General features: G+C 65.3%; 18 protein-coding genes. 17 read left to right on the top strand and 1 reads right to left on the bottom strand.

What is annotated here, in order from left to right:
* The first annotated feature begins 57 nt into the window (after positions 1-57).
* The 8 genes from FOB72_RS03390 (at position 58) to FOB72_RS03425 (ending at position 9,249) form a co-directional block, all read left to right on the top strand.
* Complete coding sequence (locus FOB72_RS03390; RefSeq protein WP_150371234.1) at positions 58-1,722, top strand: AMP-binding protein; 1,665 nt, start codon at positions 58-60, stop codon at positions 1,720-1,722.
* Entirely contained in the window at positions 1,719-2,162 is a 444-nt protein-coding gene (locus FOB72_RS03395) for an acyl-CoA thioesterase (protein ID WP_223851404.1), read from the top strand. Before FOB72_RS03390 ends, FOB72_RS03395 begins: the two co-directional genes overlap by 4 nt.
* Positions 2,159-2,575 carry a RidA family protein gene (locus tag FOB72_RS03400; protein ID WP_150371235.1) on the top strand — a complete coding sequence of 139 codons (417 nt, stop codon included), beginning with the start codon at positions 2,159-2,161 and terminating at the stop codon, positions 2,573-2,575. The genes FOB72_RS03395 and FOB72_RS03400 overlap by 4 nt, the downstream gene beginning before the upstream one ends.
* Positions 2,576-2,855: 280 nt before the next feature.
* The gene (gene carA / locus FOB72_RS03405; RefSeq protein ID WP_150371236.1) at positions 2,856-3,992 is read left to right on the top strand and encodes a glutamine-hydrolyzing carbamoyl-phosphate synthase small subunit; all 1,137 of its coding nucleotides are present in this window, start codon (positions 2,856-2,858) and stop codon (positions 3,990-3,992) included.
* A 34-nt stretch (positions 3,993-4,026) separates the two neighbouring features.
* Positions 4,027-4,707 carry a leucine efflux protein LeuE gene (leuE, locus tag FOB72_RS03410; RefSeq protein ID WP_150371237.1) on the top strand — a complete coding sequence of 227 codons (681 nt, stop codon included), beginning with the start codon at positions 4,027-4,029 and terminating at the stop codon, positions 4,705-4,707.
* Between the two features lie 73 nt (positions 4,708-4,780).
* Positions 4,781-8,029 (top strand): carbamoyl-phosphate synthase large subunit, encoded by a 3,249-nt coding sequence (gene carB, locus FOB72_RS03415; protein ID WP_150371238.1) that lies wholly within the window; start codon positions 4,781-4,783, stop codon positions 8,027-8,029.
* A gap of 226 nt (positions 8,030-8,255) precedes the next feature.
* On the top strand, positions 8,256-8,732 hold the full coding sequence (gene greA, locus FOB72_RS03420; protein WP_109580648.1) for a transcription elongation factor GreA: 477 nt from the start codon (positions 8,256-8,258) through the stop codon (positions 8,730-8,732).
* Between the two features lie 13 nt (positions 8,733-8,745).
* Complete coding sequence (locus tag FOB72_RS03425; RefSeq protein ID WP_150371239.1) at positions 8,746-9,249, top strand: DUF4149 domain-containing protein; 504 nt, start codon at positions 8,746-8,748, stop codon at positions 9,247-9,249.
* Positions 9,250-9,300: 51 nt separating this feature from the next.
* Here the strand turns inward: FOB72_RS03425 and FOB72_RS03430 are convergent, their stop codons facing one another.
* On the bottom strand, positions 9,301-9,804 hold the full coding sequence (locus FOB72_RS03430; RefSeq protein ID WP_150371240.1) for a YhbY family RNA-binding protein: 504 nt from the start codon (positions 9,802-9,804) through the stop codon (positions 9,301-9,303).
* A gap of 125 nt (positions 9,805-9,929) precedes the next feature.
* Here FOB72_RS03430 and FOB72_RS03435 point away from each other — a divergent pair, with 125 nt between their 5' ends.
* From FOB72_RS03435 to phoU, 9 genes are all read left to right on the top strand, one after another.
* The gene (locus tag FOB72_RS03435; protein ID WP_150371241.1) at positions 9,930-10,595 is read left to right on the top strand and encodes an RlmE family RNA methyltransferase; all 666 of its coding nucleotides are present in this window, start codon (positions 9,930-9,932) and stop codon (positions 10,593-10,595) included.
* A gap of 127 nt (positions 10,596-10,722) precedes the next feature.
* Positions 10,723-12,609: an ATP-dependent zinc metalloprotease FtsH gene (gene ftsH, locus FOB72_RS03440; RefSeq protein ID WP_150371242.1), complete on the top strand. Its 1,887-nt coding sequence runs from the start codon at positions 10,723-10,725 to the stop codon at positions 12,607-12,609.
* A gap of 79 nt (positions 12,610-12,688) precedes the next feature.
* Positions 12,689-13,546 carry a dihydropteroate synthase gene (gene folP / locus FOB72_RS03445; protein WP_150371243.1) on the top strand — a complete coding sequence of 286 codons (858 nt, stop codon included), beginning with the start codon at positions 12,689-12,691 and terminating at the stop codon, positions 13,544-13,546.
* Between the two features lie 40 nt (positions 13,547-13,586).
* Positions 13,587-14,930, top strand: coding sequence for a phosphoglucosamine mutase (gene glmM, locus FOB72_RS03450; protein WP_150371244.1), 1,344 nt, complete (start codon positions 13,587-13,589; stop codon positions 14,928-14,930).
* A 252-nt stretch (positions 14,931-15,182) separates the two neighbouring features.
* Positions 15,183-16,214: a phosphate ABC transporter substrate-binding protein PstS gene (gene pstS, locus FOB72_RS03455; protein WP_150371245.1), complete on the top strand. Its 1,032-nt coding sequence runs from the start codon at positions 15,183-15,185 to the stop codon at positions 16,212-16,214.
* 97 nt (positions 16,215-16,311) lie between these two features.
* Entirely contained in the window at positions 16,312-17,277 is a 966-nt protein-coding gene (pstC, locus tag FOB72_RS03460; protein ID WP_150371246.1) for a phosphate ABC transporter permease PstC, read from the top strand.
* On the top strand, positions 17,274-18,176 hold the full coding sequence (gene pstA, locus FOB72_RS03465; RefSeq protein WP_150371247.1) for a phosphate ABC transporter permease PstA: 903 nt from the start codon (positions 17,274-17,276) through the stop codon (positions 18,174-18,176). The genes pstC and pstA overlap by 4 nt, the downstream gene beginning before the upstream one ends.
* A 23-nt stretch (positions 18,177-18,199) precedes the next feature.
* Positions 18,200-18,988 (top strand): phosphate ABC transporter ATP-binding protein PstB, encoded by a 789-nt coding sequence (gene pstB / locus FOB72_RS03470; RefSeq protein WP_109582615.1) that lies wholly within the window; start codon positions 18,200-18,202, stop codon positions 18,986-18,988.
* A gap of 68 nt (positions 18,989-19,056) precedes the next feature.
* The gene (phoU, locus tag FOB72_RS03475) at positions 19,057-19,761 is read left to right on the top strand and encodes a phosphate signaling complex protein PhoU (protein WP_150371248.1); all 705 of its coding nucleotides are present in this window, start codon (positions 19,057-19,059) and stop codon (positions 19,759-19,761) included.
* Positions 19,762-19,793 lie beyond the last annotated feature (32 nt).

A 19,793-nucleotide genomic window follows, 5' to 3' on the forward strand; every position in this document is an offset into this window, starting at 1 on the left:
AGCCCGCTCGCGCGCCGGGGGGCAGACCGAAGCGCCAGTCCCCGCCGGGAGGCCCGCATGAGCGCCACCACCGACACCGCCCACTACGACACGTTCGCGCGCGACCGGCTGCCGCCGCGCGACGCGTGGCCTGCGTTCCGGTTCAATGCCGACACCGGCTATCCCTCGCGCCTCAACTGCGTAACCGAACTGCTCGACCGCCACATCGCGGAAGGGCGCGGCGCGCGCGTCGCCATACGGCATGCGCAAGGCACCGTCACCTATGCCGAGCTCGCCGCGCGCGTCGACCGCATCGCACACGTGCTCGTCGGCGAGATGGGGCTCGTGCCCGGCAACCGCGTGCTGCTCCGCGGCCCGAACAACCTGATGATGGCCGCAAGCTGGCTCGCCGCGGTCAAGGCCGGCATGATCGTCGTGCCGACCATGCCGCTGCTGCGCGCGAAGGAACTCAGGCAGATCATCGACAAGGCCCAGGTCTCGGCGGCGCTGTGCGACGCCCGCCTGCGCGAGGAGCTCGATGCCAACCTCCGGCCCGACAGCGAGTTCTACTGCCCAACCCTCACGGCCGCGCCCGGCAAGGTGCGCTACTTCAACGGCGAGGGCGAGGGCGCGCTCGAAACCTCGATGGCCCGCGCGGCGCAACAGGGCCCGTTTCCCGCATGCGACACCGCCGCCGACGATATCTGCCTGATCGCGTTCACCAGCGGCACCACGGGCCAGCCCAAGGGCTGCATGCATTTCCATCGCGATGTGCTCGCGATGTGCGACACGTTCCCGCGCCACGTCCTGAAGCCCACCCCCGACGACGTGTTCTGCGGCACGCCGCCGCTGGCCTTCACGTTCGGCCTCGGCGGCATGCTGTGCTTCCCGTTGCGTATCGGCGCGAGCGCGGTGCTGGCCGAGCGGCTCACCCCCGAGACGCTGCTCGCACTGATTCAGACGCACCGCGCGACGATCGTCTTCACCGCGCCCACCTTCTATCGCCAGATGGCGGCACTCGCCCCGACATTCGACCTGCGTAGCCTGCGCAAGAGCGTGTCCGCCGGCGAGGCGCTGCCCGATGCCACGCGGACCGCATGGCGCGCGGCCACCGGCATCGAGATGACCGACGGCATCGGCGGCACGGAGATGATGCATATCTTCATCTCGAGCGCGGACGCAGACGTGCGCCCCGGCGCCATCGGCCGCGTGGTGCCCGGCTACGAGGCACGCATCGTCGATGAGGACATGCAGCCCGTGGCGCCCGGCACGCCGGGCCGGCTCGCGGTGCGCGGCCCCACAGGCTGCCGCTATCTGGACGACCCGCGCCAGCAGGCCTATGTGCGCGACGGCTGGAACCTGCCCGGCGACACGTTCGTCGCCGACGCCGACGGTTACTACTTCTATCAGGCGCGCTCGGACGACATGATCATCTCGGCTGGCTACAACATCGCGGGCCCGGAAGTGGAGGGCACGCTGATGCAGCATCCGTCCGTCGCCGAGTGCGGCGTGGTCGGCGGGCCCGACGCGGAACGCGGCCAGGTGGTAACGGCCTATGTGGTGCTGCGCGAAGGCGTGCCCGCGAACGAGGAGACGCGCGCCGCGCTGCAGGACTACGTAAAGCGGCATATCGCGCCGTACAAGTATCCGCGCCGGCTCGAGTTCGTGAGCGCGCTGCCGCGTACCGAAACCGGCAAGCTGCAACGATTCCGGCTGCGCCAGATGGCGCAGGGGCAGGCATGAGCGCCGTCGTGGGCAATGCCTTCCGCAGCACGGTGCGCGTGCGCTTCGGCCACTGCGACCCCGCGGGCATCGTGTTCTACCCGCGCTACTTCGAGATGCTCAACGATTTCGTCGAGGACTGGTTCGCGCAGGCGCTGCACTGGCCGTTCGACGTCATGCACGCGACGGACCGCGCGGGCGTGCCCACCGCGAGCCTCGAGTGCCGCTTCCACGCGCCGAGCCGGCTCGGCGAACCGCTGACGCGCGAACTGCGCGTCGCGCACGTCGGGCAGTCGAGCTGTGTGCTCGACATCCGCTTTGCCGGTCCCGCCGGCGATATCCGATTGACCGCGGCGCCGCGGCTGGTCTGCGTGGACCTCGACAGCCTCGCGCCTCGGCCGCTGCCCGCAACCGTCCGTGCCGCCATGGACGCCTTTCATATGACGGAGACCCGCGCATGAAGACGCTGCAACCGCCCGGCTGGGCGCCCCCGCGTGGCTACGCCAACGGCATCATGGCCGAGATGCAGGCCGGCAGCCGGTTACTGTTCGTCGGCGGCCAGATCGGCTGGAATGCCGACCACGTGTTCGAGACCGACGATTTCGCGCAGCAGGTCGCGCAGGCGCTGCGCAATGTCGTGGCCGTGCTGGCCGCGGGCGGCGGCAGGCCCGAGCACATCGCGCGCATGACGTGGTACGTGACGGACCGTGACGAATACGTGGAAGCCTACAAGGCCGTCGGCGCGCATTACCGCGAGATCATCGGTCCGCATTACCCGGCCATGACCGCCGTGGAGGTGTCGGCACTGGTCGAGCCGCGCGCGCGGGTGGAGATCGAAGTGACTGCTATCGTGCCGCCCCCAGCCGCGCCATGAGCGCCGCCAAGTCCTTGAAAACTTGAGAAATTGGGCGGCGCAGGATATAATTCGAAAGTTTCGCTTTCAGAACCCTTCACCCTAGCGCCTACCGCCAACTACCGGAACTCCAACCTTCCGCCGTCCTCGGTCGCCCGTGACTCAGGCGAGCATTTTCCACATCGCACGATTCGGTTATTCGATACGTGCCAATGTGACGAAAACGCTGCCCACCGTCGCGACCCCGGGCAGGATGCGTTGAGCAGGTCGGTCACGGGGTGAATCCAGCAGGAGCCTACCCGTGTTACCGTCTTTTCCGTCCGCCATCCTCGCGCTTGCAGACGGCACGGTCTTTCGTGGCTATTCCATTGGCGCTTCCGGCCATACCATCGGCGAAGTGGTGTTCAACACCGCCATCACCGGTTATCAGGAAATCCTCACCGATCCCAGCTATTCCCGGCAGATCGTCACGCTGACGTATCCGCATATCGGCAATTACGGCGTGAACGTTGAGGATGTCGAAGCCACGAAAGTCCATGCCGCCGGCCTGATCATCAAGGATCTGCCGATCCTGGCCTCCAATTTCCGCAAGCAGCACACGCTCGGCCATTACCTCAAGCAGGAGAAGGTCGTTGCCATCGCCGGCATCGACACGCGCAAGCTCACGCGTATCCTGCGCGAGAAGGGCGCCCAGAACGGCTGCATCCTGGCCGGCGAGGACAATGTCCAGAAGGCCATCGACCTCGCGCGCTCGTTCCCCGGCCTGGCCGGCATGGACCTGGCCAAGGTCGTGTCCGTGCGCGAGCCGTACGAGTGGACGCAGTCGGAATGGTCCATCGAGTCGGGATACGGTACGCAGGACAAGCCGCAGTTCCACGTGGTCGCCTATGACTACGGCGTCAAGTTCAACATCCTGCGCATGCTCGCCGCGCGTGGCTGCAAGGTAACCGTGCTGCCCGCGCAGGCCACCGCCGCCGACGCGCTCGCGCTGAATCCGGACGGCATCTTCCTGTCGAACGGCCCCGGCGATCCGGAGCCTTGCGACTACGCGATTGCCGCGACGCGCGAGTTCATCGCGCGCGGCATTCCGACGTTCGGCATCTGCCTGGGCCACCAGATCATGGCCCTCGCGGTGGGCGCCAAGACGCTGAAGATGAAGTTCGGCCACCACGGTGCGAACCATCCGGTCAAGGACATGGACGACGGTCGTGTCGTGATCACCTCGCAGAACCATGGCTTTGCCGTGGATGCGGACACGCTGCCGTCCAACGTGCGCGTCACGCACACGTCGCTGTTCGACGGTTCGCTGCAGGGTTTCGCGCTGACCGACAAGCCCGCGTTCTGCTTCCAGGGTCACCCGGAAGCCTCGCCGGGCCCGCACGACGTGGCGTACCTGTTCGACCGCTTCATCAAGCTGATGAAGGACGCGAAGCAGTAAGCCACCGGACGAGAACGAGACGAAAAGAGACGCGATGAACGCCTTCATGCACGCCAGCCTCGGCATTACCGATTTCTGGACCTTCCTGCTCGGCACGATCTTTATCGTGCTGCTGCCGGGGCCGAATTCGATGTATGTCCTGTCGGTCGCGGCCCAGCGCGGTATCCGCGCCGGCTATCGCGGCGCGTGCGGCGTGTTCCTCGGCGATGCGATCCTGATGGTGCTGTCCGCCGCGGGCGTCGCGTCGCTGCTGAAGGCGAGCCCGGGCCTGTTCCACGTCGTCAAGTACGTGGGCGCGGGCTACCTCGCGTGGATCGGCCTGCAGATGCTGCGCGGCGCGGTGCGCGCGTGGCTGCGCCGTGGGGAGACCGCGGAGGCGGCGGTGGAGCAGGTGCCGGCCGTGGGTGCATCGCCAAGCCCGTTCCGCAAGGCACTCGTCATCAGCCTGCTCAATCCGAAGGCGATCCTGTTCTTTATCTCGTTCTTCATCCAGTTCGTCGATCCGCAATTCGGCTACCCCGCGCTGTCGTTCGTCGCGCTGGGGCTCGTGTGCCAGGTCTGCAGCTTCGCGTACCTGACCACGATCATCCTCGTGGGCGCGCGGCTTGCCGACGCGTTCCGCCGGCGGCGCCGCCTTTCGGCGGGCATGACGAGCGGCGTCGGGGCGATGTTCCTGGGCTTCAGCGCCAAGCTGGCCACGGCCACCCTGAACTGACGAGCGGCCATATCCTGATATCCGGCGCGGTGCGCGACAGTTTCGCGCCACCGGCCAACAAAGAGAGCGTGCAATGCCAAAGCGCACAGACATTCAAACCATCCTCATCATCGGCGCGGGCCCGATCATCATCGGCCAGGCGTGCGAATTCGACTATTCGGGCGCACAGGCCTGCAAGGCGCTGCGCGAGGAAGGCTTCCGCGTGGTGCTGGTCAACTCGAACCCGGCCACGATCATGACGGACCCGAACACGGCCGACGTGACCTATATCGAGCCCATCACGTGGGAAGTCGTGGAACGCATCATCGCCAAGGAGCGCCCCGACGCGATCCTGCCGACGATGGGCGGCCAGACCGCGCTGAACTGCGCGCTGGACCTGCATCGCCACGGCGTGCTGGACAAGTACAAGGTGGAGCTCATCGGCGCGTCGCCCGAGGCGATCGACAAGGCCGAGGACCGCCAGAAGTTCAAGGACGCGATGACCAAGATCGGTCTCGGCTCGGCCAAGTCCGGCATCGCGCATTCGATGGACGAGGCGATGGCCGTGCAGGGCCGCATCGCGCAGGAAACCGGCACCGGCGGCTATCCGATCGTGATTCGCCCGTCGTTCACACTGGGCGGCACGGGCGGCGGTATCGCCTACAACCGCGAAGAGTTCGAAGAGATCTGCAAGCGCGGCCTGGACCTGTCGCCGACGCGCGAACTGCTGATCGAGGAATCGCTGCTCGGCTGGAAAGAGTACGAGATGGAAGTCGTGCGCGACCGCAACGACAACTGCATCATCATCTGCTCGATCGAAAACCTGGACCCGATGGGTATCCACACGGGCGACTCGATCACCGTCGCGCCGGCCCAGACGCTGACCGACAAGGAATACCAGATCCTGCGTAACGCCTCGCTGGCCGTGCTGCGCGAGATCGGCGTCGATACCGGCGGCTCGAACGTGCAGTTCTCGATCAACCCGGTCGATGGCCGCATGATCGTCATCGAGATGAACCCGCGCGTGTCGCGCTCGTCGGCACTGGCCTCCAAGGCCACGGGCTTCCCGATCGCGAAGGTCGCGGCGAAGCTGGCCGTCGGCTACACGCTCGACGAGCTCAAGAACGAGATCACCGGTGGCCAGACCCCGGCATCGTTCGAGCCGTCGATCGACTACGTGGTGACCAAGATCCCGCGTTTCGCGTTCGAGAAGTTCCCGCAGGCCGACAGCCACCTGACCACCCAGATGAAGTCGGTGGGCGAGGTGATGGCCATGGGCCGCACGTTCCAGGAGTCGTTCCAGAAGGCGCTGCGCGGCCTCGAGGTCGGCGTGGACGGCCTGGACGAGAAGTCCACCGACCGCGACGAAGTGATCGAGGAAATCGGCGAAGCCGGTCCGGACCGTATCTGGTACGTCGGCGACGCGTTCCGCCTGGGCATGTCGCTGGAAGAGGTGTATGCCGAGACCGCGATCGACCCGTGGTTCCTGGCCCAGATCGAAGACCTGGTCAAGACCGAAGGCGCGGTGCGCGCGCGCACGCTGGAAAGCCTGTCGGCCGCCGAGCTGCGCCACCTGAAACAGAAGGGCTTCTCGGACCGCCGCCTGGCCCGCCTGCTCAAGACCGACGCCAAGGCCGTGCGCGAAGCGCGTATCGCCAGCAACGTGCGTCCGGTCTACAAGCGCGTGGACACCTGCGCCGCCGAATTCGCGACCAACACCGCGTACATGTACTCGACCTACGAGGCCGAGCATGGCGAGTGCGAAGCGGATCCGACCGGCAACCGCAAGATCATGGTGCTGGGCGGTGGCCCGAACCGGATCGGCCAGGGCATCGAGTTCGACTACTGCTGCGTGCACGCGGCGCTCGCGCTGCGCGAGGATGGCTATGAAACCATCATGGTCAACTGCAACCCGGAAACGGTTTCCACCGACTACGACACCTCGGACCGCCTGTACTTCGAGCCGCTGACGCTCGAGGACGTGCTCGAGATCGTGGACAAGGAAAAGCCCGTCGGCGTGATCGTCCAGTACGGCGGCCAGACCCCGCTGAAGCTCGCGCTGGATCTGGAAGCCAACGGCGTGCCCATCATCGGCACGAGCCCGGACATGATCGATGCCGCCGAAGACCGCGAGCGCTTCCAGAAGCTGCTCAACGAGCTCGGCCTGCGCCAGCCGCCCAACCGCACCGCGCGTGCCGAGGACGAGGCGCTGCGCCTGGCCGAGGAAATCGGCTACCCGCTCGTGGTGCGTCCATCGTACGTGCTGGGCGGCCGCGCGATGGAAATCGTGCACGAGCCGCGCGACCTCGAGCGCTACATGCGCGAGGCCGTCAAGGTATCGAACGACTCGCCGGTGCTGCTGGACCGCTTCCTGAACGACGCGATCGAGTGCGACGTCGATGCGCTGAGCGATGGCCAGCGCGTGTTCATCGGCGGCGTGATGGAGCATATCGAGCAGGCCGGCGTCCACTCGGGCGACTCCGCGTGCTCGCTGCCCCCGTACTCGCTGTCGCAGGAGACCGTGGACGAGCTCAAGCGCCAGACCGCCGCGATGGCCAAGGCGCTGAACGTGATCGGCCTGATGAACGTGCAGTTCGCGATCCAGCAGGCCGACGGCAAGGACACCGTCTACGTGCTGGAAGTGAACCCGCGCGCCTCGCGTACCGTGCCGTACGTGTCCAAGGCCACGGGCCTGTCGCTGGCCAAGATCGCCGCGCGCTGCATGGCCGGCCAGACGCTGGACTCGCAGGGCGTCGGCGCCGAGGTGGTGCCGCCGTATTTCAGCGTCAAGGAAGCGGTGTTCCCGTTCAACAAGTTCCCGGGCGTCGATCCGGTGCTTGGACCCGAAATGCGCTCGACCGGCGAAGTCATGGGCGTGGGCAAGGTGTTCGGCGAGGCGCTGTTCAAGAGCCAGCTCGCGGCCGGTTCGCGCCTGCCCGAGAAGGGCACCGTGCTGATCACGGTCAAGGACAGCGACAAGCCGCGCGCGGTGGGCGTGGCCCGCATGCTGCACGACCTGGGCTACCCGATCGTGGCGACGCGCGGCACGGCTTCGGCGATCGAGGCGGCCGGCATTCCGGTACGCACGGTCAACAAGGTCAAGGACGGCCGTCCGCATATCGTGGACATGATCAAGAACGGCGAACTCGCGCTGGTCTTCACGACCGTCGATGAGACGCGCACGGCCATCGCCGATTCGCGTTCGATCCGGATCGCCGCGCTGGCCAACCGCGTGCCTTACTACACCACGATCGCCGGCGCCCGCGCCGCGGTCGAGGGGCTCAAGCACATGCAGAGCCTCGAGGTGTACGACCTGCAAAGCCTGCACGCGTCGCTCGCCTGACGGGGCCTTCCCGCCGGTTCCCATTGCAACCCAACGTTGCACCGGGTTGATACCGGCGGGCGTAATGGCCTACACTACGTCGAATTCGCCGTTCGGTGAGTGTTGCGCCTGCGCATCACCCCGAACCTTCATCTGAAAGCCGCGGTCGAGCGGAAGTGCCTCTGGGGGAGCATCCCGGATGCATGGTTCCAGCTCCGCTGCGGCTCATTTTTTTGTTGAACGAGACATGAGCACCATTCCGATTACCAAGCGTGGCGCGGAACTCCTGAAGGAAGAGCTGCAGCGCCTCAAGGCCGTCGAACGCCCCGCGGTGATCAACGCCATCTCCGAAGCGCGCGCACAGGGCGACCTGTCCGAAAACGCCGAGTACGATGCCGCCAAGGAAAAGCAGGCGTTCATCGAGGGCCGGATCCTGGAAGTGGAAGCCAAGCTGTCCGCCGCGCAGGTCATCGACCCGACCCAGCTGGACACCGACGGCCGCATCGTCTTCGGCGCGACCGTGGACCTCGAAGACCTCGAGTCCGGCAAGAACGTGAGCTACCAGATCGTCGGCGACGACGAGGCCGATATCGACTCGGGCAAGATCTCGGTGAGCTCGCCCATCGCGCGCGCGCTGATCGGCAAGTTCGAGGGCGATGTGGCGACCGTGCTGGCCCCGGGTGGCGAGCGCGAATACGAAGTCGTGACCGTCCGCTACGTCTGACGGGCGCCCGGCTGTGTTCTCGTCTTCCTATTCGAACCTGCCCCCGCTACCGCATCGCATCTTCCTGCTGTTGACGGTGGTCTGGGCGGGCAGCCTGTGGACCGTCGGGTACATGGTCGCGCCGACGCTGTTTTCGGTGCTGCCCAGCCGGGAGACCGCCGGCATGATTGCCGGCCATCTGTTCCGTACCGAGGCGATTCTCGGCGTGACGATCGGCGTGCTCCAGCTCGTGCTGTGCAACGTGATGATCCGCCGCGGCGCGGCACGCTACCGCGCGCTGCGCTGGATCGTGCTGGCGATGCTGGTGTGCGTGCTGGCGGGGTATTTCGGCGTGCAGCCGTTTATGGAAAGCCTGCGCGCGAAGGCCCAGGCTGCCGGCGTGGGCGTCTCCGAATCGCAGTACAAGTCGCAGTTCGGCATGCTGCACGGCGTGTCGAGCGTGATCTACCTCGTGCACAGCGTGCTGGCGCTGGTGCTGGTGTGGCGCGCCTCGGCGCCGCGCTCGGCAGGGGAGTAGTGCATGCCCCTCTCCCGTGGGGAGAGGGCGAGAAGCATCGGTCCGGCGGAATCAGCCGAGCGACTTCTTCTTCTGGCTGGCGGGACGGGCGCGCGAGCGCTTGACCGTGCCGCCCGCGGTAACGCGTTCGTTGCCCAGTACGGTGACTTCCTTGCGCGTCGGGCGGCGATTCGGTGCCGCGCTGGGCTTGCGGATGGTCACGGTACGCGGCGCGGAGCCGCCCGAGCGCTTGAGCAGGCGGCGGCCGGTATCGTCGGCCTGGTTTTCCTTCAGGCGGGCCGGACCCGGACGCCAGACGACCAGCAGCTTGCCGATGTGCTGGATCGGGGCGGCGTCGAGCTCGTCGCAGATCGCTTCGTAAATGGCGATACGCGCGTCGCGTTCGTCGCCGAACACGCGGATCTTGATGAGATCATGTGCCGCCAGGCTGCGGTCGATCTCGGCCAGGACCGCGCGCGTGAGGCCTTCGCCGCCGACCATCACGACGGGATTGAGGCCGTGGGCACGGGAGCGGAGTTCGGAACGCTGGGCGGGAATCAGTTGTAGTGCGGGCATGGGATCTGCAAAGGCAAAGTGGCGCGTATTATCCGCCAAAACCGCGTCCGCAGGCGGTAAACATCAGGAAAAAGGGACAGATTCCTGCGCGAGATCATGAAACCTCGCACGGGGAACGGCACAGCATGGCCAAGAACAAGTTCAACCAGTCGTGGCTGCACGACCATATCAACGACCCTTACGTGAAGATGGCCCAGCGCGAGGGCTATCGCGCCCGGGCCGCCTACAAGCTCAAGGAAATCGACGAGCAGGACAAGCTGATCAAGCCGGGCAGCGTGGTCGTCGACCTCGGCGCCGCGCCGGGCAGCTGGAGCCAGTACGCCCGTAACCGGCTTGCGGCCTCGCCGCGCGCCAGGGACGGGAAAATCGACGGCGCCGTGGTGGCCATCGATATCCTGCCCATGGACCCGGTGGCCGACGTCACATTCATTCAGGGCGATTTTCGGGAGGAGTCGGTTTTCCGGCAGCTCGAATCGGTCGTGCTGGAAGCGTCCGGCGGGTCGAGAATCGACCTTGTTATCTCGGACATGGCCCCCAATTTGTCCGGTGTGGCCTCGGCCGATTCGGCGCGCATCGAGTATTTATGCGACCTGGCGCTGGAATTTGCCCAGGCGCACCTGAAGCCTGATGGTGCTTTGCTGGTAAAGTGTTTCCACGGTAGCGGCTACAGCCAGATCGTGGAAAAGTTCAAACGCCAGTTCAAGGTGGTCGCGAAGCGCAAGCCCAAGGCGTCGCGCGACAAATCGTCGGAAACCTTTATTCTTGGGCGGCATCTGAAATCGGTTGATTGAGGGGTCGATTGCGCCTATCCAGGCACTATCGCCCCGATAGTTTTGCGTTTCACCCCCAGGAACGGGCACTGCATTACAATGCAATGCAGCTATCCCGTTGGCAAGGCAATTGCAAAGGAGTTCGGCCTTGAATAACAACCTGTTTCAAAAGGCGGCAATCTGGCTCGTGATCGCGCTGGTATTGTTCACCGTCTTCAAGCAGTTCGACAAACCTCGCGCCCAGGACGGCGTCACCTATTCGCAGTTCATGGATGACGCAAAGAATGGCAAGGTGAGCCGCGTCGACGTGCAGGGCCGGAATCTGGTGGTGACACCGAAGGAAGGCACCAAGTACACCATCATCTCGCCGGGCGACATCTGGATGGTCGGCGATCTGATGAAGTACGGCGTGCAGGTCACCGGCAAGGCAGACGACGAGCCGAATGTCCTCGTACAGGCGCTCTATTATCTCGGGCCCACCCTGCTGATCATCGTGTTCTGGTTCTACATGATGCGGCAGATGCAGGGCGGCGGGAAAGGCGGTGCCTTCTCGTTCGGCAAGTCGCGCGCGCGCCTGATCGACGAGAATCAGAATGCGGTCACCTTCCAGGACGTTGCCGGGTGCGACGAATCCAAGGAAGAAGTGGTCGAGCTGGTCGATTTCCTGAAAGATCCGCAGAAATTCCAGAAGCTGGGCGGCCGTATCCCGCGCGGCGTGCTGCTGGTGGGCCCTCCGGGTACCGGCAAGACGCTGCTGGCGCGTGCCATCGCCGGCGAAGCCAAGGTGCCGTTTTTCAGCATCTCGGGTTCGGACTTCGTTGAAATGTTCGTCGGTGTGGGCGCCGCCCGCGTCCGCGACATGTTCGAAAACGCGAAGAAGCAGGCCCCCTGCATCGTGTTCATCGACGAAATCGACGCGGTCGGCCGCCATCGTGGCGCCGGCATGGGCGGCGGTAACGACGAGCGCGAACAGACGCTGAACCAGATGCTGGTCGAGATGGACGGCTTCGAGGCGAACTCGGGTGTGATCGTGATCGCCGCGACCAACCGTTCGGACGTTCTCGACAAGGCGCTGCTGCGTCCGGGCCGTTTCGACCGCCAGGTCTACGTCGGTCTGCCGGATATCCGCGGCCGCGAGCAGATCCTGAAGGTCCATATGCGCAAGGTGCCGATCGGCAACGACGTGGACGCATCGGTGATCGCGCGCGGTACCCCGGGCTTCTCGGGCGCCGACCTGGCCAACCTGGTCAACGAGGCCGCGCTGTTTGCCGCCCGCCGCAGCAAGCGTGTGGTGGACATGCAGGACTTCGAGGACGCGAAGGACAAGATCTACATGGGTCCGGAGCGCAAGTCGACGGTCATGCGCGAGGAAGAGCGCAAGGCCACGGCTTACCACGAGTCCGGCCACGCGGTGGTGGCAAAGCTGCTGCCGAAGGCCGATCCGGTGCACAAGGTCACGATCATGCCGCGCGGCTGGGCGCTGGGCGTGACCTGGCAGCTGCCGGAGCATGACAAGTATTCGAAGTACAAGGACAACATGCTCGAGGAGATCGCGATTCTCTTCGGCGGCCGTGCGGCGGAAGAGGTGTTCCTCAACGCCATGAGCACGGGGGCGTCCAACGACTTCGAGCGCGCCACCAAGATCGCCCGCGACATGGTGACCCGCTTCGGCATGAGCGACTCGCTCGGCGCGATGGTCTACGTCGATACCGAGCAGGACGGCATGTTCGGCAAGCTGTCGTCGAAGACCGTGTCCGAAGCCACGCAGGTGAAGGTCGATAGCGAGATCCGCCGCATAATCGACGAGCAATATGCGCTGGCCAAGCGCCTGCTCGAAGAGAACCGCGACAAGGTCGAAGCGATGACCAACGCGCTGATGGAGTGGGAAACGATCGACGCCGACCAGGTCAACGACATCATGGCCGGCAAGCCGCCGCGCCCGCCGCGTGGCGTGTCGGGTCCGAACGGTGGCGGCAACACGCCTTCGGGCGGTTCGCCGGTGACCCCGCCGAGCAACGCGCCCGCGACGGCCTGAACGTCCGCGACGCTGGAAAAAAAGCCGGTGCCTTTGGCACCGGCTTTTTTTCTTTTCGTTTTTTGGTACTCTCCCGTCGATGAGCACTTCCGTATTCCAGTGCGGGCGCTATCGCTTCGCCCGCGACCGCCGCCCGCTCGTGATGGGCATTCTCAACGTCACGCCCGATTCGTTTTCCGATGGCGGCCGCCATGCCTCGCGCGACGCCGCGCTGCGCCATGCGGAGCAGATGATCGCCGAGGGCGTGGACATCATCGATATCGGCGGCGAATCGAGCCGGCCCGGCTCCGCGGCGCTGCCGCTGGACGAGGAGCTCGCGCGCGTGATGCCGATCGTCGAGGCGCTGACCGACTGCGGCAAGCCGCTGTCGATCGATACCTACAAGCCCGAGGTCATGCGCGCCGCGCTGGCGGGCGGAGCCGATCTGATCAACGATATCTGGGGGTTCCGCATGCCGGGCGCGGTGGAGGCCGTGGCCGGGGGCGACGCAGGGTTGTGCGTCATGCACATGCAGCGCGATCCGCAGACCATGCAGGAAGACCCGCAGTACACGGACGTGGTGGGGGAGGTGGCCGATTTCCTGCGGGAACGCGTGTCAACCCTGCGGACGGCGGGCGTGAGCGAGGCGCGCCTCTTGCTCGATCCGGGCTTTGGCTTTGGCAAGACACCGGATCATAATCTGCGTCTGCTCGCACAGTTGCCGCGGCTCGCGATCGATGACCTGCCGATTCTGGCGGGATTGTCGCGCAAGTCGACGCTCGGTGCGATCATCGGGGGCAAGCCGCCGATGCAGCGCGTGGCGGCGAGCCTGGCGGCCGCGGTCTGCGCCGCGGAGCGCGGCGCCTTTATCGTGCGCGTGCACGATGTAGAACAAACGGTGGACGCCCTCAGGACGTGGTGGGCGATCCGTCACGAATCGGTTGCCGCCGCACGCTGAGTGGCCTTGCACGGCGGTGGCACTGGGAGAACGAGAACACATGACACGTAAATATTTCGGGACCGATGGAGTACGTGGCCGGGTCGGCGAGTCGCCGATCACGCCGGATTTCGTGATGCGCCTCGGCTATGCCGCGGGCAAGGTGCTGGCGCTGAGCCAGAAGACCACGCAGGGCAAGCCGACGGTGCTTATCGGCAAGGACACGCGGATCTCGGGCTATATGCTCGAAGCCGCGCTGGAGGCGGGCTTCACGTCCGCCGGCGTCAACGTGCTGCTGACGGGGCCGCTGCCCACGCCGGGCATCGCGTATCTGACGCGTGCGCTGCGCCTTGCGGCGGGCGTGGTCATTTCGGCCAGCCACAATCCGTACTACGACAACGGCATCAAGTTCTTCTCGTCGAATGGCGACAAGCTGCCCGATGCCGTCGAGTCCCAGATCGAGGCCGCGCTCGAGGAGCCCATGGTCTGCGTGCGCTCGGACGACCTGGGCCGCGCGCGGCGCATCGACGATGCCGCCGGCCGCTATATCGAATTCTGCAAGAGCACGTTCCCGTACGAACAGGACCTGCATGGCCTCAAGATCGTGGTGGACTGCGCCCATGGCGCCGCCTATCACATCGCCCCGCACGTGTTCCATGAACTCGGGGCGGACGTGGTGTCCATCGGCAACCAGCCCGACGGCCGCAATATCAACGCCGGTTACGGTGCCACCGCGCCGGACAAGCTCGTGGAAGCGGTCAAGACGCATGGGGCGGACCTCGGCCTCGCGTTCGACGGCGATGCCGACCGCCTGCAGGTGGTCGATGCCACGGGCCGCCTCTACAACGGCGACGAGCTGCTGTACGTGATCGTGCGGGATCGCCAGGCCGCGGGACAGAAGGTGGAAGGGGCGGTGGGCACGCTGATGACGAACATGGCCGTGGAGCTCGCGCTCAAGCGGCTGGGCGTGGCGTTCGTGCGCGCGAACGTCGGCGACCGCTATGTGCTGGAAGAGCTGAACCGCAACAAGTGGACGCTCGGCGGCGAAGGCTCCGGCCATCTGCTCTGCCTGGACCGGCATACCACGGGCGACGGCATCGTCTCCGCGCTGCAGGTGCTGGCGGCGCTGCGCCGAAGCGGCAAGACGCTGGCGCAGATGCTCGAGGGCGTGAGCCTGTTCCCGCAGACGCTGATCAACGTGCGCGTGGAGAAGGGTTTCGACTGGAAGACCCACGCGGGCCTCGCGGCCGCGCGCGCGACCGTGGAGCCCGAACTGGAAGGCCGGGGCCGTGTGCTGATTCGCGCGTCGGGCACCGAGCCCGTGGTGCGGGTGATGGTGGAAGCGGAGCAGGTGGAGACCGCCGAGCGGGCGGCACAGACGCTCGCCAAGGCGTTGCAGTCGTGATGCGCTGATTTTCCGCTCCCTCCCGAAAAGGCCAGCCTTGCGCTGGCCTTTTTATTTGCCAGTTTATCAATTAACCGCCTCCATATGGCACCCAACCGCGGGGTTGCGCCTGGGACACTGGCTACCCGCAAACGGCCAGCTGAAGCCACTTTCAAAGAACATTGCGTGATGTCACGGAACTGTCATACAGACCGCATACAGTTCGACTTGTCAAAAATTTGTCATTCCCCAACCATGTTCTCTGGAGGACATATGAAGCTGGTCAAGACTGCCGTGGCAGGCATCGTTTCGATGGTGGTAGCGGGCACTGCGTTCGCGGCGGAAATTACCGGTGCAGGCGCCTCGTTCCCGGCGCCCGTGTATTCCAAATGGGCAGACGCCTATCAAAAAGCAACGGGTAACAAGGTCAACTATCAATCCATCGGTTCGTCGGGCGGCCTGAAGCAGATCGGCGCCAAGACGGTCGATTTCGGTGCTTCGGACGCGCCGCTGAAGGACGACGAACTGGCCAAGCAGGGCCTCGTCCAGTTTCCGACGGTGATCGGCGGCGTGGTGCCCGTGATCAACCTGCAAGGCGTGAAGCCGGGCGAGCTCGTGATTACCGGCGAAGTGCTGGCGAACATCTACCTGGGCAAGATCAAGAAGTGGGACGATCCCGCCATTGCCTCGCTGAACCCGAAGGTCAAGCTGCCGAACCAGGACATCCTGCCGGTGCGCCGCGCCGACGGTTCGGGCACGACCTTCATCTTCACGAACTACCTGGCCAAGGCCAGCGCCGACTGGAAGAACACGGTGGGCGAGGGCACGACCGTGAACTGGCCGGGTGGCGGCACGGGCGGCAAGGGTAACGAAGGCGTCGCCGCGTTCGTGCAGCGTCTGAATGGCGCGATCGGCTACGTCGAGTACGCGTACGCCAAGCAGAACAAGATGACCCACCTGAACATGAAGAACACGGCTGGCGAAACCGTGCAGCCGAGCGACGACGCGTTCCGTGCGGCCGCCGCCGGTGCGGACTGGAGCAAGACGTATTACCAGATCCTGACCAACCAGCCGGGCAAGGGTGCGTGGCCGATCGCCGGCGCGACCTTCATCCTGGTCCACAAGAGCCAGGAGAAGGCCGCGCAGGGTACGGAAGTGCTGAAGTTCTTCGACTGGGCCTACAAGAGCGGTGGCGCCATGGCCACGGACCTCGACTATGTGCCGCTGCCCGAGTCGGTCGTGACGCAGATTCGCAATACGTGGAAGACGTCCGTGAAGGACGCTTCGGGCAAGGCGCTGTACTAAGCCCTGTCCAACGGCCGGGCCGCGGCGGTATCGCGGCCCGGCCGGGTTCCTCCGGGTCTCATCGCTTCATCGGTTTCAACGCAACCCCAATTCCACCATGGCGACTTCGTCCGATCTTCCGGCCGTACGGCCACCAAGCCGCACCGGCGACATTCTGTTCGGCGGGCTGACACGCGGCGCCGCCATCGTGACGCTGCTGCTGCTGGGCGGCATCATCGTTTCGCTGGCCATTAGCGCGTGGCCGTCGATCAAGCAGTTCGGCATCGGCTTCCTGTGGAACGCCGAGTGGGATCCACCCGCGGACGTGTACGGTGCACTGGTGCCCATCTACGGCACGATCGTGACTTCGCTGATCGCCCTCATCATCGCCGTGCCGGTCAGTTTCGGCATCGCCCTGTTTCTTACCGAGCTGTCCCCGGCGTGGCTGCGCCGACCGCTCGGTACCGCCATCGAGCTGCTCGCGGCCGTGCCGTCGATCGTGTACGGCATGTGGGGCCTGCTCGTGTTCGCGCCGCTCTTCGGCGAATATTTCCAGAAGCCGCTGGCCGCGACCATCGGCCAGGTGCCGGTGATCGGCAAGCTGTTCCAGGGCGCGCCGCTGGGCATCGGCCTGCTGTGCGCGGGCGTGATCCTCGCGATCATGATCATCCCGTATATCGCGTCCGTGATGCGCGACGTGTTCGAAGTCACGCCGACGCTGCTCAAGGAGTCCGCGTACGGCGTGGGTTGCACGACGTGGGAAGTGATGTGGCGCGTGGTGCTGCCCTACACCCGCGCCGGCGTCATCGGTGGCGTGATGCTCGGCCTGGGCCGCGCGCTCGGTGAAACGATGGCCGTCACCTTCGTCATCGGCAATACCAACCTGATCGACAGCGTCTCGCTGTTCGCGCCGGGCAACAGCATTACCTCGGCACTCGCCAACGAGTTCGCCGAAGCCGGCGCCGGCCTGCATACCGCGGCGCTGATGGAACTGGGCCTGATCCTGTTCTTCATCACGTTCGTGGTGCTGGCCCTGTCGAAACTGCTGCTGCTGCGCCTTGCCAAGAACGAGGGGGGCAAATGAACCAAGCTAGCAACGCCATGGCGACGTCTTCCATTCCCGCAGTCCGGCCCGATGCCGACGCAGTGCGCATGCGCCTGCAGGGCTCGCGCCGCCGCATGAACCTGTATGCGCTGACCGCCTCGCTGGCCGCGATGGGGTTCGGCCTGTTCTGGCTGATGTGGATCCTCTGGACCACGATCTCGCTCGGTATCGGCGGCCTGTCGCTCGATCTGTTCACGCAGATGACGCCGGCCCCGAACACCGCCGGCGGCGGTCTGGCCAACGCGATCTTCGGCAGCTTCGTGATGGTGGGAATCGCCACGCTGATTGGCACGCCGCTGGGCGTGCTGGCGGGCATCTACCTCGCCGAGTACGGCCAGAAGAACATGCTGGCCAGCTTTATCCGCTTTATCAACGACATCCTGCTCTCGGCGCCGTCGATCGTGATCGGCCTGTTCGTCTACGCGCTCGTGGTGACCCGGATGGGCCATTTCTCGGCCTGGGCCGGCATCTGCGCGCTGGCGCTGCTCCAGGTGCCGATCGTCGTGCGGACCACCGAGAACATGCTGAACCTGGTGCCGAACGCGCTGCGTGAGGCGGCCGTGGCCCTCGGCACGCCGAAGTGGAAGATGATCATGTCGATCACGGTCAAGTCCTCGTACGCGGGCATCATCACCGGCGTGCTGCTGGCGGTGGCGCGTATCGCGGGCGAGACCGCGCCGCTGCTGTTCACGGCGCTCTCCAATCAGTTCTGGAGTACGGACCTCGACAAGCCGATGGCCAACCTGCCCGTGACGATCTTCCGCTTTGCGATGAGCCCGTTCACGGAATGGCAGCAACTGGCGTGGGCTGGCGTTTTCCTGATCACCGTCGGTGTGCTGGCGCTGAACATCGTCGCGCGCATGCTGTTCAAGAAATAACCGAATTCAAGCGAGACATGAGCATGACCTCTACCGTCATCGACATTCCCGATACCGTCCGCGCCAAGATCGATGTGCGCGACCTGAACTTCTACTACGGCCAGTTCCACGCGCTCAAGCACATCAACATGTCGATCCCGGACCGCAAGGTCACGGCGTTCATCGGTCCGTCGGGCTGCGGCAAGTCCACGCTGCTGCGCACGTTCAACAAGATGTTCGCGCTGTACCCGGAGCAACGCGCCGAGGGCGAGATCAACATGGACGGCGAGAACCTGCTGACGAGCAAGCAGGACATCGCGCTGCTGCGCGCGAAGGTCGGTATGGTATTCCAGAAGCCGACGCCGTTCCCGATGTCGATCTACGACAACATCGCATTCGGCGTGCGCCTGTTCGAGAAGCTGTCGCGCTCGGAGATGGACGACCGCGTGGAGTGGGCGCTCTCCAAGGCCGCGCTGTGGAACGAGGCCAAGGACAAGCTGCACCAGTCGGGCTACGGCCTGTCCGGCGGCCAGCAGCAGCGGCTGTGCATCGCGCGCGGTATCGCCATCCGCCCCGAAGTGCTGCTGCTGGACGAGCCGTGCTCGGCGCTGGACCCGATTTCCACGGGCCGTATCGAGGAACTGATCGCCGAACTCAAGGACGAGTACACCGTGGTGATCGTGACCCACAACATGCAGCAGGCCGCGCGCTGCTCGGACTACACGGCGTACATGTACCTGGGCGAGCTGATCGAGTTCGGTGAAACCGAGAAGATCTTCATCAAGCCGCACCGCAAGGAAACGGAAGACTACATCACCGGCCGCTTCGGCTGACGCAACCGACGGCGCAACTGCCGACGCAACATCGCGCGTAACATACGCATAGCGGCCAGGAGAACACCATGACTGACAAGCACCTGTCGACGCAGTTCGACGCCGACCTCAACGCGATCAACACCAAACTGCTGCAGATGGGCGGCCTGGTGGAGTCGCAGATCGAATCGGCCATGCGCGCGCTGGCAGATTTCGACGGCGAAGTCGCTGATCGCGTGATCGCGCGCGAGCTGCAGCTCAACGCGCTGGAAGTGGAAATCGACGCGGATTGCGGCAATATCATCGCGCGCCGCCAGCCGACGGCGCGCGACCTGCGCCTCGTGATGGCGATCTCCAAGACGATCACGAACCTCGAACGCGCGGGCGACGAGGCCGAGAAGATCGCCAAGCGCACCAAGCACATCATGGAAGACGCCGCCGCGCACACGATCAACTATTCCGAGGTGAAGCTGTCCGGCGAGATGGCCATCTCCCTGCTGCGCCAGGCGCTGGACGCGTTCGCGCGGCTCGATACCGTGGCCGCCGCCCGCATCGTCAAGGACGACAAGGCGATCGACGACGAATTCCGTGCGTTCGTGCGCAAGCTGATTACGTACATGATGGAAGATCCGCGATCCATCTCGGTGGCGCTCGATTTCCTGTTCATCGCCAAGGCGGTGGAGCGGATCGGCGATCATGCCAAGAACATCGCGGAGTTCATCATCTATATCGTGAAGGGTACCGACGTCCGCCACGCCTCCCGTGAAGACATGGAGCGGGAAGCGCTGAGCTGACGCGGTACTGGACTGACGAAGAGCGGAGAAAA

It is taken from the genome of Cupriavidus pauculus (genome assembly GCF_008693385.1).
GTDB lineage: Bacteria > Pseudomonadota > Gammaproteobacteria > Burkholderiales > Burkholderiaceae > Cupriavidus > Cupriavidus pauculus_D.